At 49.8% G+C, this 14,031-nt stretch carries 14 protein-coding genes; 8 read left to right on the top strand and 6 right to left on the bottom strand.

Going from position 1 to position 14,031, the window contains the following annotated elements; all coding sequences use genetic code 11:
* Window position 1: 1 nt before the first annotated feature.
* On the bottom strand, window positions 2-442 hold the full coding sequence (gene pilV / locus BLW34_RS06460) for a type IV pilus modification protein PilV (protein WP_090577194.1): 441 nt from the start codon (window positions 440-442) through the stop codon (window positions 2-4).
* A complete protein-coding gene (locus tag BLW34_RS06465) occupies window positions 436-957 on the bottom strand; it encodes a GspH/FimT family pseudopilin (RefSeq protein WP_090542888.1) in 522 nt (173 codons plus the stop codon). Before BLW34_RS06465 ends, pilV begins: the two co-directional genes overlap by 7 nt.
* A 279-nt stretch (window positions 958-1,236) precedes the next feature.
* Here BLW34_RS06465 and thiO point away from each other — a divergent pair, with 279 nt between their 5' ends.
* Window positions 1,237-2,349: a glycine oxidase ThiO gene (thiO, locus tag BLW34_RS06470; RefSeq protein ID WP_371263921.1), complete on the top strand. Its 1,113-nt coding sequence runs from the start codon at window positions 1,237-1,239 to the stop codon at window positions 2,347-2,349.
* On the opposite strand, the gene ispH is transcribed toward thiO, so the two are convergent.
* Complete coding sequence (ispH, locus tag BLW34_RS06475) at window positions 2,346-3,329, bottom strand: 4-hydroxy-3-methylbut-2-enyl diphosphate reductase (RefSeq protein ID WP_090542886.1); 984 nt, start codon at window positions 3,327-3,329, stop codon at window positions 2,346-2,348. The two genes, thiO and ispH, sit on opposite strands and share 4 nt — an antisense overlap.
* Window positions 3,330-3,623: 294 nt before the next feature.
* A complete protein-coding gene (locus BLW34_RS06480; protein WP_090577197.1) occupies window positions 3,624-4,745 on the bottom strand; it encodes a 3-deoxy-7-phosphoheptulonate synthase in 1,122 nt (373 codons plus the stop codon).
* Between the two features lie 215 nt (window positions 4,746-4,960).
* On the opposite strand from BLW34_RS06480, the gene BLW34_RS06485 reads away from it, so the two are divergent.
* The 7 genes from BLW34_RS06485 to BLW34_RS06515 all read left to right on the top strand — a co-directional run bounded on the left by BLW34_RS06485 (window position 4,961) and on the right by BLW34_RS06515 (window position 13,375).
* A complete protein-coding gene (locus BLW34_RS06485) occupies window positions 4,961-5,377 on the top strand; it encodes an archease (RefSeq protein WP_256203640.1) in 417 nt (138 codons plus the stop codon).
* Between the two features lie 17 nt (window positions 5,378-5,394).
* Window positions 5,395-6,822: an RtcB family protein gene (locus tag BLW34_RS06490; RefSeq protein WP_090577200.1), complete on the top strand. Its 1,428-nt coding sequence runs from the start codon at window positions 5,395-5,397 to the stop codon at window positions 6,820-6,822.
* A gap of 17 nt (window positions 6,823-6,839) precedes the next feature.
* A complete protein-coding gene (locus BLW34_RS06495) occupies window positions 6,840-7,280 on the top strand; it encodes a universal stress protein (RefSeq protein WP_090577203.1) in 441 nt (146 codons plus the stop codon).
* A 66-nt stretch (window positions 7,281-7,346) separates the two neighbouring features.
* Window positions 7,347-7,931, top strand: coding sequence for an isochorismatase family protein (locus tag BLW34_RS06500; protein WP_090577206.1), 585 nt, complete (start codon window positions 7,347-7,349; stop codon window positions 7,929-7,931).
* A complete protein-coding gene (locus BLW34_RS06505) occupies window positions 7,928-9,271 on the top strand; it encodes a nicotinate phosphoribosyltransferase (RefSeq protein ID WP_090577209.1) in 1,344 nt (447 codons plus the stop codon). Before BLW34_RS06500 ends, BLW34_RS06505 begins: the two co-directional genes overlap by 4 nt.
* A 405-nt stretch (window positions 9,272-9,676) precedes the next feature.
* Window positions 9,677-11,389 carry a multicopper oxidase family protein gene (locus BLW34_RS06510; RefSeq protein WP_090577212.1) on the top strand — a complete coding sequence of 571 codons (1,713 nt, stop codon included), beginning with the start codon at window positions 9,677-9,679 and terminating at the stop codon, window positions 11,387-11,389.
* A gap of 168 nt (window positions 11,390-11,557) precedes the next feature.
* On the top strand, window positions 11,558-13,375 hold the full coding sequence (locus BLW34_RS06515) for an adenosylcobalamin-dependent ribonucleoside-diphosphate reductase (protein ID WP_090577215.1): 1,818 nt from the start codon (window positions 11,558-11,560) through the stop codon (window positions 13,373-13,375).
* 143 nt (window positions 13,376-13,518) lie between these two features.
* Here the strand turns inward: BLW34_RS06515 and BLW34_RS16820 are convergent, their stop codons facing one another.
* On the bottom strand, window positions 13,519-13,692 hold the full coding sequence (locus tag BLW34_RS16820; RefSeq protein WP_256203641.1) for a LysR substrate-binding domain-containing protein: 174 nt from the start codon (window positions 13,690-13,692) through the stop codon (window positions 13,519-13,521).
* Complete coding sequence (locus tag BLW34_RS16825; RefSeq protein ID WP_256203642.1) at window positions 13,689-13,847, bottom strand: hypothetical protein; 159 nt, start codon at window positions 13,845-13,847, stop codon at window positions 13,689-13,691. The genes BLW34_RS16820 and BLW34_RS16825 overlap by 4 nt, the downstream gene beginning before the upstream one ends.
* Window positions 13,848-14,031 lie beyond the last annotated feature (184 nt).

Consider the following 14,031-nt stretch of genomic DNA (forward strand, 5'->3'; position numbering starts at 1 on the left):
GTTATAAGCGGGTGGTTAAAACAAATTGCTGAGCAGACAAGGTGCCGCGGCTGTCATCCCACTGGATGGTCACTGTGACGACATTGTTATCTACATGGATAGCGCCTGTGCCAGCAGGTAACCGCAAGGCCAGTTCACTTAGCCAATCGTCAAGATCTTGCTCGGCAACAGAGCTGCCGGAAGTTGCTGAAGCGCCTAGGGTGATGCTATAACTGCCATTCATCGCTTCCATTCGATTGGCGCGCATGCTGTCGAGAATACTGTAGGTCATCATCGTCGCGGTAGAGCGGAAACTCGCGCTCTGGTTATGGGTGAGTCCGGCAGATTGCAAGCCTGCCAATCCAAGTAAACCGATGGAGAGCACAATGACTGCCACCAACACTTCGATCATGGTGACGCCTTTCTGTGATCGTGCTAGGAAGTTCTCCTTGATCGTTAACATGATGAGACCTTTGTCACGTATGGCCGGCCCGTTTTATTGACGGTAATGCTGCGTCCTTGTGCACTGTTGCATAGCGTGAAAGTGTCGTTACCTAACCCGCCGCTTATACTTCCTTGGCTACTGCCATTGGCTAAGTAAGCAATCCAGTCTTTATAGTTATTGCCAGTAGTCATCGTGCTACCTTTTAATCCGGGAGAAACCCGCAATATTTGATCGTTACCATCGACTTTTCCTGCTGTCCCGCTATCACGGTATATTATCCAGCCATCCTGCCAGTTACTTCCGGTCGTGCAGTCTGTGCCACTGCTACTTTTGCATAGGGTTACCCGCATTCCACGTTTCACTGCCTCAGAGCGGCTGTAATGAAGTGCAGTGAGGAACTCATTCGATTGCGTCGACAAGCGTGATTGCACCATCATCGACTGATAGCTAGGCACAGCGATAGTCGCTAGAATGGCGCCTATGCTCAGCGCAATCATGAGTTCTAACGTCGTAAAACCGCTATTGGCAGGCATATTTAATCCTTTATCTTATGGGCGTGTGCCTCTAAAAATCCATTCTGCGGGTGAATCGCTGTGTCGTATGCTTGATCGTTCCTACCTGTTGTCTATGTCTGCTAGGCCTTGTTCGTTCATTGCGCGACCCCTTGCACTTCGTCCCATGAAAGTAAATGTTTAGTGATACTCTTAGCGCTCAACTCTAAATTTGTTTACGGCTAGCGCTTAATCAACTTTAGCCAAAGTTGCCAGGGCTCTTGATGCGCCTTGTTTACACATATAATCAACGATTGCTATATGAATGGAGTGACACAAGATTTCATTGTGATAGGTGCTGGAATAATTGGTCTTGCTGCTGCAGTGCGATTGCTGGAAGAAGGCGCAACTGTCACGATTCTGGAACGTGGCAAAGTGGGGCAAGAATCCTCTTGGGCGGGAGGCGGTATTTTGTCACCGCTATGTCCCTGGGATTATTCGGATGCCGTGACGCGCCTTACTGATTATAGTGCGGCTATGTTTCCAGCATGGGTGGCGGAACTGTATGCATTAACGGGTATTGATGCTCAGTACGAGGTAAGTGGAATGCTTGTGCTGCCGCCTTATCACGCAGAGGCCGCTCAAACATGGTGCATTGCACATGAGGTTGATGTGGAGCAGAATGTATTCACCCGGTTTCTACCATTTAGTGAACAAATCGACCCTCTTCATTTCAAAGTGGAGAGCTTGCTGTTTCTTCCCCGCATCGCACAAGTACGCAACCCCCACTTGCTATGCGCGCTACACAAGCAAGTCTTGCAATTGGGAGGGCGTATTATTGAGTACTGTGAGGTACAAGAAATCATCACCCAGAATAACCGGCTTCACTGGCTTGTCACCTCTTGCGGTAAATGGTGTGCTGATCGCTTTGTCATTACTGCGGGCGCATGGAGCAAACAAATGTTAGGAAAGCATGCGCTCGGTCTTGACATTAAGCCGATGCGCGGACAAATGTTGTTATACAAGTTTGAAGAACCGCCGCTGGGGTCGATTGTGCTCCAGGGGGATTTATATCTGATTCCTCGGCGCGATGGATATTTGCTCATCGGTAGCACAGTGGAAGACGTTGGCTTTAACAAACAAACGACGCCAGCCGCGCGCGAGCATTTATCTGAACGCGCCCAAAGATTACTACCACAGTTAAAGGCGATGCCGCTAATAAATCAATGGGCAGGTCTCAGACCAGGTTCGCCATCCAATATTCCCACTATCGGCCGCCATCCGCTATTGAATAACCTATTCATTAATAGCGGACATTTCCGCTATGGCGTAACCATGTCGCCGGGCAGTACTCAAATTTTGCTGAATGAGATTATGGGCAGATCTCAACCCTTTGATACCAGCCCTTATCAAAAAGGATGGGGGGTCTATTAATTTGCTTCGCGAATATATTTATCCAGAGGGATCGCTTCTGCCTTAGGAAGTGGAAATACCACTGACTCAATGACGCCACTTAATTCTTCTATGATGACATCGCTACCCGATTGTTTGGCGCCAATCTGTTTAAGCCTGTCTAGGACCTGTTGCACCAATATTTCTGGCGCCGAGGCCCCAGCAGTGATGCCAATGCGACTTTTTCCAATTAACCAGGCTTCCTGTAATTGTTCAGCACGGTCAACCATATAGGCTTCAACGTTGGCATTACGCGCCACTTCACATAAGCGATTGGAATTTGAGCTATTGGGAGAGCCTACCACAATGACCAAATCACAGTGCTTAACCATCTTTTTGACGGCATCCTGGCGGTTTTGCGTGGCGTAACAGATATCATCCTTTTTGGGGCCGATGATTTTGGGAAAACGCCGTTTTAATGCTTCGATGACACGTGCAGCATCATCGACCGATAAGGTCGTTTGGGTGACATAAGTAAGATTATGCTCGTTTCTAACCTGTAACTCCGCAACATCTTCTTCTGTTTCCACCAAATACATCCCACTATCATTTCCTTCCACCTGACCCATGGTTCCTTCAACTTCAGGATGACCCTCATGGCCAATCATGATGATCTCTTTCCCCTCTTTGCGCATTTTGGCGACTTCGACATGCACTTTAGTGACCAGAGGACAGGTCGCATCGAATATCTTGAGTTTGCGCGCAGCCGCTTCTCGCCGCACTGCATGCGAGACACCATGTGCACTGAAAATCAGAATACTTTCTTGTGGAACTTCTTCCAGATTCTCAACAAATACAGCGCCTTTTCTTTCCAAATCTTCCACGACAAAACGATTGTGTACGACTTCATGTCGCACATAAATCGGTGCGCCATGCATGGTTAATGCGCGTTCAACAATTTCAATGGCACGATCCACACCGGCACAAAAACCTCTCGGGTTTGCAAGCAAAACTTTGATCATTGGTTATTCTCCCTGAAGACAATATCTGGCATTACCGACAATAGGCATTCGTACATCCCCAATCATTCGGCCATACATACTTTAAGGTGATTATAAGATATCTGGTCAGAATATTTCATAAATTGACATGCGCTCTCTCTTGTCCTTTGATTAATAAGAAAGATTTTGTTCAGCCGGATGTATACTCATCTCACTTCAAAATTCGGCAGCTATACCTTCTCCCGCTGGGAGAAGGTCGGATGAGGGATTATAAAAACCGAATTTTGAAGTGTGATGAGTATATTTACGAAAAGTCTATCCGGCTTTCTGATATCGTTTGACCAGTTCTACTCGTTTCTCATAGGCTTCGCGAGCAATACGAACATCTTCCAGAAAGAGGGGTAATTCTTTAAGTAATAATGCTTGAGGGCCATCAACCAGCGCCTTGCTAGGTACTGGGTGGAAATCAACCAATATCATATTGGCGCCTGCGATAACTCCCTGGGCAGTTGCATGCATGACATCAAGAATTCCATCGGGTGAGCCAGTGCGGATCCCCACTGAGTGGGAGGGGTCAATACAAACCGGCATACGAGTCAGGCGCTTGACTACAGGAACATGCGCAAAATCCACAAAATTACGATGAGGGTCACCCATATTGGTTTTCATCCCGCGCAAGCCAAAAACCACTTTGCGATTTCCTTCAGAGGCCAGATATTCCGCTGCATTAAGCGATTCATCCAAGGTAATGCCAAAACCACGCTTAATCAGTACTGGAAAATCCTGTTGGCGGCCAACGATTTTCAATAACTCGAAATTCTGGGTATTGCGCGTACCAATTTGCAGTATCACACCCGTTGAGTTGCCAGTTTGATAGAGTGCTTCCCGAATCTCCTCAACATGTGATTCGTGAGTGACTTCCATGGCAATCACTTTGATCTCATATTTGCCAGCGAGATCAAATACATAAGGAAGACAGGCCTTGCCATGCCCCTGGAATGAGTAAGGGCTCGTGCGTGGCTTATAGGCGCCCATGCGGGTACAAACCTGGCCATGATCACGCAATGCTTTCATCATTAATTCTACATGCTCTAGCGTGTCGACAGCGCATAACCCAGCAAATACATTCAAGGTATCTTGACCAAACCGTACCCCGTTATAGTCGAAATAGGCCGGGCGAACATCATTTTCGTGTCGTCCGAGAACACGATATTCTTCAGAGATGCGGACTACCCGTTCGACACACGGCAGACTTTGCATATCTTCAAGCAATAATGCCTTGGTATTGCCAATCAAGTAGACTTCCGTCAGTGTCTGCTCAATACCCACTTCAGTATGGGCGCGCACAGTAATGCCTGCAAGATTGGTGAGGTAAGCAAGTAATTGCTTATATTCGGGGCTCTCAGAAAGCGTACCCGGTTTGAGAATAAGAATCATAAAAAATGCCTGATATAGTTTCCACGAGAAGAGGTAACAATGATTCGATGCCGATTTTAACTGAAATCAGAATGGGTTGCCATGATCTGTGCAACTATATATCTGGCTCATCTCTCTAATGTTAAGATATTTCTTGCAAGGCATGATATTTAAGTTTATGCCGCTTATTTTTTCTGGCTGCATTATTTAGTTAATTGAGTGCATCTTGTCCAAAAATGCAAAAAATGATTCCACTTTATTTCGAGCACGATGCCGATGTCGGCATCATTGGTCGTGGATCAACAATTGAACAAGCATTTGAAGCAGCCGCTCAAGCAGTGTTCGCCATTATGACCGATCTTGATACGGTACAGCCTGATACCTCTGTAGTTTTTGAGTTTGAAGAAGACGATCTCGAACTTGCTTTGGTAACTTGGCTCAATCTGTTGTTGGGAAAAGCGCGTGAGTTAGGCATGGTTTTTTGCCGCTTTCGTATTCATCGCCAGGGTAATCTGTGGCATGCCGAGGCGCTAGGTGAAAAATGGCATGCGGATTTAGAACGCGGTGTTGAAGTTAAAGGTGCGACTTTGACGATGCTTTCAGTCAAGCAAACCGGCGCAATGTGGGAAGCGCGTTGTGTGGTAGACGTATAAGATAGAGGAGGTACAAGATGGATTTACAGCAATTACATCAAATTCAGCCTTATCTGTGGACGCTTCCCCTTAAACCAGGCGAGAGTCGCAAGGAGATCTTGCTATACGGTAGCGCTCCCTTGCTGGTTAGTATGGACGATAAGGTACTTGAGCAAATTACCAACGTCGCATCGTTGCCTGGTTTGGTAGGCGCTGCCATGACCATGCCGGACGCACATTGGGGCTACGGCTTTCCCATTGGCGGGGTCGCGGCATTTGATGCTGAACAGGGCGGTATCATTTCTGCTGGCGGCGTTGGTTTCGATATTTCCTGTGGAATTCGTTGCTTGCGCAGTAACTTGAATGTGCAGGATGTGACCCCACGCCTTTCAACACTGGCTGACAGGTTATTCCAGACCATTCCGGCTGGTGTGGGCGAGGAAGGCGCGCTCAAGCTGGACACGAAACAGCTTGATCAGGTACTACTTGGTGGCGCGCGCTGGGCGGTTCAGCAGGGTTATGGCAGAGAAGCAGATTTAGAGTATATCGAAGAACAGGGGTGTGTGGCAGGCGCTGTGCCAGCGAACGTTTCGGAATTGGCCAAGAAACGCCAGCGGGGTGAAATGGGCACTCTTGGGTCGGGCAATCATTATCTCGAAGTTCAAGTAGTGGACCGTATTTTTGACGCTGCTGCTGCGCAGGCTTTTGGATTGCAGGAAGGTCAGATTATCATTTCGATACATTGTGGTTCGCGTGGATTAGGGCATCAAATTGGCACGGATTATCTTGTCATGCTAGCCAAGGCCGCTAGTCGCTGCGGCATTCATTTACCCGATCGCGAACTGGCGTGCGCGCCGATCAAATCTTCAGAAGGGCAGCAATATATCGGTGCAATGAATGCTGGAATCAATTGCGCACTGGCTAACCGGCAAATCTTGACGCATCTGACCCGTGAAACATTCAGGGAAGTTTTTCCAGACAGTGAACTCGAAACGCTATTCGATGTTTCGCACAATACCTGCAAGATAGAAAAACATGAGGTTGATGGTCAGTCTCGATTGCTGCATGTGCACCGTAAAGGTGCTACCCGCGCATTTGGTCCGGAGCATGCCACGTTACCAAAACGCTATCGCGCAGTAGGTCAACCGGTGATCATCGGGGGGAGCATGGGGACGGGCTCTTACGTGCTGGCGGGGAGTAGTGGTAATGCCGCATTTGCTTCATCCAGTCATGGGGCGGGTCGTGCCTTGAGCCGGCACCAGGCATTATCACGCTGGCATGGGAAACAGCTGATTAGCGAGCTTGCCCAGCAAGGCATCTTAATCCGTTCGCGCTCCATGCGTGGAGTAGCTGAGGAAGCGCCCGGCGCCTATAAGGATGTTGACTTGGTCGCAGAAGCGACAGAGCAGGCAGGGCTTGCCCGCAGGGTTGCCTTTCTTCGACCCAAGGCATGTGTGAAAGGTTAATTTTCAGAGGAGGCATCATGTATCAAAAAATTCTGGTTCCGGTTGACGGTAGCCCCACTTCAGAATGTGCACTACAGGAAGCGATCAGGCTGGCGCAGCAGCATCATACTCAACTGGAGCTCGTACATGTATTTGAGGATGTTCTTTACTGGGTAGATGAAAGCTATATCAATTATGCCGAACTGCAAGAAACCATCAGGGCAAGCAGTGAAAAAATACTGGCTCAGGCACAAGCGTTGGTACAGCAAGCGGGATTGGCAGCTGAAACAAAGTTACTTGAGGCAAAAAGTCAGCGGATTGCCAATATTATTGTGGCAGAAGCCGAGCGCTGGCAGGCCGAGCTGATTGTTATCGGCACCCATGGCCGGACGGGTTTCAGTCGCCTCGTATTGGGAAGTGTCGCTGAAGGGGTAGTGCGGGCGGCATCGATGCCCGTTTTATTGATTCGCGGTGGCTAACGCTCGGTGTCGGGTAGGCCGATATATCAAAATGTAGCATATTGACAGTTAAATAATTCATTCGATATGAAAGTGACGCTAACTAGCGGCGATGCGCTCGTGATCATCGATATGCAGAATGATTTTCTGCCTGGTGGCAGCCTGGCTGTGCCGATGGGGGATACGATCATCCCTGTGATCAATCGCTACCTGAGGCTTTTTCATGATCACGGACTACCAGTTTTTGCAACTCGCGACTGGCATCCATCCGATCACTGTTCTTTCCAGCAGCAAGGCGGCCAGTGGCCCGCGCACTGCATCGCCACTACTTCAGAGGCAGCATTTCACCCAGACATCGAATTTCCTATTAATACCCAGGTTATTTCCAAAGCGACAACGCGAGAGAAAGATGCCTACTCTGGCTTTACTGACACGCAGTTCAATGCCTTACTGCAGACATCGGGTATTCGCCGCTTGTTTGTCGGAGGCATTGCGACTGAATACTGCGTGCTCAATACTGTCAAGGACGCGCTGCAAGCACATTACGCGACTTATGTTCTCGAGGATGCGATCCGTGCCATCAATCTGAAGCCTGATGACAATTTGCATGCGCTGCGGGAAATGAAGCGCCTGGGTGCAACGCTGATCCTATTTGGGGCAATCGCTACGTGAATCCGCTTTCCAGTCCGCTCCTCGCTGATCTTTATCAGTTTACCATGCTGCAAAGCTATCTTGAGCAAGGCATGCAAGAAACGGCTGTATTTGAGCTATTTATCCGCAAGCTGCCGCCTGGACGGAATTTCATGGTGGCGGCCGGCTTAGAACAGGCGCTGGATTTTCTTGAAAACCTGAGATTCTCGCCTGAGGAACTCGGCTGGCTGGCCACACGCTTTCGCCCGTCGGTCATCGATTATCTTGAGCAGTTTCGCTTCAGCGGAGATGTTCACGCTATGCCAGAAGGGACCTTGTTTTTTCCCAACGAGCCTATCCTGCGAATTACCGCCCCGCTGCCGCAAGCGCAATTGGTCGAGTCGCGCCTCATCAATCTCCTTCATTTCGAAACGCTCATCGCATCCAAGGCCGCCCGCTCGGTACTGGTCGCGCCCGATAAGGTATTGGTAGACTTTGGTATGCGTCGTGCGCATGGTGCCGAAGCAGGATTGCTGGCAGCGCGGGCAAGCTATCTGGCTGGGTTTTCTGGCACAGCGACTGTGCTGGCAGGCGCGCTTTACGACATTCCCTTGTTTGGGACCATGGCGCATTCCTATATTCAGGCCCATGCGGATGAGACGACGGCCTTTGAACACTTTGCCCGCTCCAATCCGGATAATGTCGTTTTGCTGATTGACACCTATGATACTGAGGCAGCAGCCGGTAAAGTGGTTACGCTTGCGCCGAAACTTCATGCAGCGCATATTGACATTAAGGGTGTCCGCCTGGATAGCGGCGATCTGGCGGCGCATGCCCGCAACGTGCGCCAGATACTCGATCAGGGCGGTCTGCAGAGCACAACCATTTTTGCCAGTGGCAACCTGGATGAGTACCGGCTGCAGACTTTGTTATCAGTCAAGGCGCCAATCGACGGTTTTGGCATTGGTACTGCACTCGATATTTCCAGCGATGCGCCTGCGTTCGACTGTGCCTACAAGCTGCAGGAATACGCAGGTAAGCCGCGCCGTAAACGCTCAGAAGGCAAAGCTACCTGGCCGGGAAGGAAACAGGTCTATCGCTATTACGCGCCTCAGGGGGAGATCAGTCATGACATTGTGGCGCTGGAGGAAAATGATTCCTATGAAGGTCAGCCGCTCCTTGTGCCGGTCATGCAGGCAGGGCAGCGCATTCATGCGAAAATACCTTTATACGAGTTACGTCAGCAGACACTGGCAAGCTACACGCGCCTGCCGAAAGCCATGACTGCTCTTGATACCGCTCCCACTTACCCGGTCACGATTTCTACCGCCTTGCAGGATTTGGCGAAACAGCTCGATGCCGAAATGATGGCTCATCTGTAGCGAAATTAGTTGTAGTGGTTGCATGGCAACCGTGCATAAAGTTTCCGTAAACACCTAAACACCCACTGTACTCAGGAAAAGAAGCAACAAAGTTGTGCTATTCGTCCGATCTGTCGATTGGATAATTAGCAGATAATTAACCCGAATATTTCATAAATTGGCACGTGCCAATTTATGAAATATTCGGGTTAACGTTTTGAAAATTACTTTTGCAGGGACGCCTCATTACCTGCTGATTGGGTGAACATCAATCCTTGCTGAATCATGGCAATCCCGAGTAGTGATCAATAGAAACTGAGTTACCAGCTACCATAAACATCAAGTAGAAGGTTTTGCTTAGGAGCATTCGATGCCGCAAATGGTTGAAGGAGCTAGGCAAGGCTGCACTGACAATAGGAGAATTTTATGCAACGCATCTTCATCCCTCTTGGGCTTATCGTGCTTGGTTTGTCTGTTTGCGCAAGCACGGCTTTGGCCGAACCCAAGCCCGTCATTCCGGCTTGCACTTACCAAGACATTGATGTTAAAAAATACGGCTACGCGCCGTTCCAGAATCCTCCTGACATCCATTCCAAAGGCGGCGTGCTGGATACCCGCCTCAACGCCCAGTATACCGATCCCGCTACCATATCCATCGCCGGTTGCCCAGTCACCCTGCGTACCTACAATGGTCAGTTGGTCGGTCCCACTTTACGTGTCCGGCAAGGGGATGTCATCAATTTGCTGCTCGACAATCAACTGCCCAAAGAGACGGCAGATGAGATTCGGGCGCAGTTTGAGCAGGAGAACGGAAATGCCTATCTTGATACCATACCTGCTTCATTCAATACCACCAACATGCACTATCATGGTCTCCATGTCTCACCCACGGGCAATAGTGATAATGTCCTGCTGGACATCGCACCGCAAAGCCAATTTCAAAATGAGGTGAAATTGCCGGCCAACCATCCGATAGGCTCTTACTGGTATCATGCCCATGCCCACGGTTCCACATCTATTCAGGTGGGTAGCGGTATGGCGGGGGCTATCGTCATAGAAGATGACCCAAAGACCACACCAAAATCACTGCTTGCCGCTAATGCCAATGAGAAAATATTTGTGCTACAAACTATTCTTTATGATCAGAAAGGAGAGCTTAACAACATAACCAGCCTTTTTCCTGGCCCATCCAGGCCCACACCCAAGAATTGTAACCAAGATGGTGATAAAGATACTTGGCCGTGTTCACATCGCCGCATCACCATTAATGGGCAGATTGTTCCTGTCATCACCATGAAACGAGGTGAAGTGCAGCGCTGGCGTTTGATTGACACCGCTTTCCGTGAGTCTATTGCTTTCGTGGTAGAGGGTCATGATCTGCATGAAATTGCCTTGGACGGCAATTATTTGGGTCGCGTTGATACCTGGAAGGCGGGAGCGCCGATTGATCTTCAACCGGGCTACCGTAGCGATATCCTGGTCAAGGCGAGCATGAAAGCGGGTGATTATCGGATCATCGATAAGTCTACCGTGTCGGCTAAATCCTTGCGGCAGGCAGACGAGCCTGAGAATCTGCTGGCAATCCTGCGGGTTTCCAATGAGACCGAGGACATGGCTTTGCCGACCAGCGCGGAAATGGCTCCGCTGGCACCATTCGGCGACACTGATCTGAGAAAGACAGCCTTAGGTGTGCAGGAGGTTGTCTTCAAGCTCGGTCAAGACATGAAGGGTCAAAAAAACTATTTCCAAGTCAACTACCGCGCTTTTAGCTCCAACCATGTGCGTCAATTGCCGCTGAACGCCACCGACATGTGGGCGCTGACGACAGTGGGTGATCCTACCGGCGTACCGGAAGGTATTGGTCAGCCACCTTCCTTGCCGCCACCCCATGTATTTCATATCCATGTCAATCCATTCCAGTGGGTGCGGAAAGGGCCAGACGGCACCGACGAGTTGGTATGGAAGGATACGCTGTTGGTGCAGGGACCGGCCGTCACCAACATTTATACACAGTACCGGGACTATATCGGCAAGTTCGTGATGCACTGCCATATCCTGGACCATGAGGATTTAGGCATGATGGAGGTCGAGGAAGTCGTCAACGCAGTGGGTGGCGTTGCGAATCCGCATTCCCACTAAGCCCGGAAATCAAGAGGGCTTTGATGCAACCTTCTCCCTGCCGGGAGAGGGTTTTCAAAATTGACGTATTACGCTTAGGGAAGGTTTGAATAAATAGGAGAGGCGGGTACTGAGCCACATACACCGTTTTGAGATCTGATCAAGTCAAATCGGTGTTATCCTCAAACCATGGATGATCCCTATTTCACCACGCCAATTGCCCGGCATGTCTGGGAAGCCAAATACCGTTATCGTAAAAATACTGTGGTTTATGACGCCACGATTGCCGATAGCTGGAGGCGTATCGCATCTACCCTGGCCGCAGGAGAAAGTAGCCGTGAATATTGGCAAGCGCGCTTTTACGACATTCTGCATCGTTTTAAATTCCTGCCAGGGGGGCGCATTCAGGCCGGCGTAGGGACTGCGCATAAGGTCACGCTATTTAACTGCTTTGTCATGGGCACCATACCCGACGCGATGGAAGGTATCTTTAACGCCCTTAAGGAAGGCGCGCTGACGATGCAGCAGGGCGGGGGCGTCGGCTATGATTTTTCCACACTGCGCCCGCGCGGCACGCAAGCCTATAATGTCGGTTCAGTTGCATCCGGTCCGGTTTCTTTCATGCACATCTGGGACAGCATGTGCGCCACCATCCTTTCTACGGGCGCCCGCCGCGGTGCCATGATGGGGACATTGCGTTGCGACCATCCTGATATTGAAGAATTCATCGCAGCCAAACAGGATCGAACCCGGTTACGGCACTTCAATATTTCCGTGCTGGTCAGCGATGGCTTTCTGGCTGCGGTAAGGAAGGATGAAGACTGGCCATTGGTCTTTCCAGTCGGTGAGCATGCAGTGGAGGGTGAGGTTGTGCTGCAGGAATGGCCAGGTTACGAGCATTCCACGCCGTGCAAGCTATACAAGCGTATTCGTGCCCGCGCGCTATGGGAAAAGATCATGCGCGCCACCTATGACTATGCTGAGCCAGGCATACTGTTTATTGATCGGATCAATCAACTCAATAATCTTTATTATTGCGAGAGGATTCATGCGACCAATCCTTGTGGTGAAGTTCCGCTGCCTCCTTATGGCGCCTGTAATCTTGGTTCGATCAATCTGACGCAATTCGTTTGTGAACCTTTTACGGAGCAAGCGCATCTTGATATAGCAGCTATTGGTGCAACCGCAAGCACCGCCGTGCGCTTGCTGGATAATGTGATAGACGCCTCTAATTTTCCCTTACCCAATCAGGCCGCGCAGGCGCGTTGTTCCCGGCGTATCGGTTTGGGAATTACGGGTTTGGCCGATACCCTGATGATGCTGAATATACGTTATGGCAGCAAAGCGTCATTGCAGGCTGCGCAATCAGTCATGCAGGCTATTTGTCATACGGCTTACCGAACTTCTGTCGAGATTGCCCGGGAGAAAGGATCATTTCCATCCCTCGATCAGGAAAAATATCTTGCCGGCGCTTTTGTACGTACCTTGCCTGAATCTATCCGCCACAGCATTGCGCAACATGGCATACGTAACAGTCACCTGACGGCGATTGCGCCGACTGGCACGATCAGCTTGCTTGCCAATAATATTTCAAGCAGTCTGGAGCCCGTTTTTGATAGTGAGTATACCCGGCGCGTATTGGGGCTGGACGGAGGTTACTCGGAATATCAAGTAGTCGATTATGCGGTTGCTTGCTGGCGCAAGATGCGTGGCCATGAGTCTCTACCTCCCTCATTTATCAATGCGCACCAGCTTCCACCCACCGATCACCTGCAAATGCAGGCAGCCATACAGCCTTATGTTGACCAGGCCATTTCCAAAACCATTAACGTGCCAACGGATTATGACTTCGGAGCATTTCGTAACCTCTATCAGCATGCTTATGACCTCGGTTTGAAAGGATGCACGACCTTTCGTCCTAATCCGGTAACAGGTACCATTCTAAGCCAAATAGAAGAAGAGCAAACAGCGTTGCACTGTTGTAATGTGGAACGTGAGGCGGATTAAGCTAGTAGACCGTTCCAGCATAACGGTTACAGAGAACGCCGTTCGGCCTGAGCCTGTCGAGGGCCGATGTCAGTTGCTTGGGGGTTCGGCAAGCTCACCGAGAATGGTAAAGGTTTTACCGGAACGATTCACTGATTTGCTGGCTAATCCTCATCCAATGTTTCAAAGCGATCGGTCAGATAATCGATCAAAGCCCGAACGGAAGGCAACAAACCGCGCCGTGAGGGAAAGACCACATGAATAATTTCGCGTCGTGGCGCCCATTCTGGCAGTAAACGTATGAGCTTGCCTTGAGCGAGCTCCTCTCGAACCATCATGGCAGGGAGTTGACGATACCGATTCCAGCAAGCGCTGCGTTGCGTAACGTGATCATGTCACTGGTCACCAGGCGGGGGTAGATGAGACACTGCGACCTGTTGTCGATGATCTGCTTTAGTCGTTGCCCTTGCTGGTTGCTATGCAGGGGAGGCATGAAAGGAGAACGATGGTTGGGATAAGTGACTCAATTCTGTGACACACCGAAAGGTAACGAATTTTTTGAAGTTTTGTGCCATCATGATTGGACGCAATCTTATTTTATGATCATTTGTCAGTCTTTTTGGGCGCGTATTGGTGTCTGGGCATGGCAATTTCGCAAAAAAAAGTAGATGTGCTTG

The organism is Nitrosomonas sp. Nm58 (assembly GCF_900107335.1).
GTDB lineage: Bacteria > Pseudomonadota > Gammaproteobacteria > Burkholderiales > Nitrosomonadaceae > Nitrosomonas.

Coding starts and splice junctions, on each gene's coding strand:
- BLW34_RS06490 (WP_090577200.1), top strand. CDS start 5,395: ATGGATTTACAGCAATTACATCAAATTCAGCCTTATCTGTGGACGCTT.
- BLW34_RS06510 (WP_090577212.1), top strand. CDS start 9,677: ATGCAACGCATCTTCATCCCTCTTGGGCTTATCGTGCTTGGTTTGTCT.
- thiO (WP_371263921.1), top strand. CDS start 1,237: ATGAATGGAGTGACACAAGATTTCATTGTGATAGGTGCTGGAATAATT.
- BLW34_RS16825 (WP_256203642.1), bottom strand. CDS start 13,847: ATGCCTCCCCTGCATAGCAACCAGCAAGGGCAACGACTAAAGCAGATC.
- pilV (WP_090577194.1), bottom strand. CDS start 442: ATGTTAACGATCAAGGAGAACTTCCTAGCACGATCACAGAAAGGCGTC.
- BLW34_RS16820 (WP_256203641.1), bottom strand. CDS start 13,692: ATGATGGTTCGAGAGGAGCTCGCTCAAGGCAAGCTCATACGTTTACTG.
- BLW34_RS06480 (WP_090577197.1), bottom strand. CDS start 4,745: ATGATTCTTATTCTCAAACCGGGTACGCTTTCTGAGAGCCCCGAATAT.
- BLW34_RS06500 (WP_090577206.1), top strand. CDS start 7,347: ATGAAAGTGACGCTAACTAGCGGCGATGCGCTCGTGATCATCGATATG.
- ispH (WP_090542886.1), bottom strand. CDS start 3,329: ATGATCAAAGTTTTGCTTGCAAACCCGAGAGGTTTTTGTGCCGGTGTG.
- BLW34_RS06465 (WP_090542888.1), bottom strand. CDS start 957: ATGCCTGCCAATAGCGGTTTTACGACGTTAGAACTCATGATTGCGCTG.
- BLW34_RS06515 (WP_090577215.1), top strand. CDS start 11,558: ATGGATGATCCCTATTTCACCACGCCAATTGCCCGGCATGTCTGGGAA.
- BLW34_RS06495 (WP_090577203.1), top strand. CDS start 6,840: ATGTATCAAAAAATTCTGGTTCCGGTTGACGGTAGCCCCACTTCAGAA.
- BLW34_RS06485 (WP_256203640.1), top strand. CDS start 4,961: ATGCAAAAAATGATTCCACTTTATTTCGAGCACGATGCCGATGTCGGC.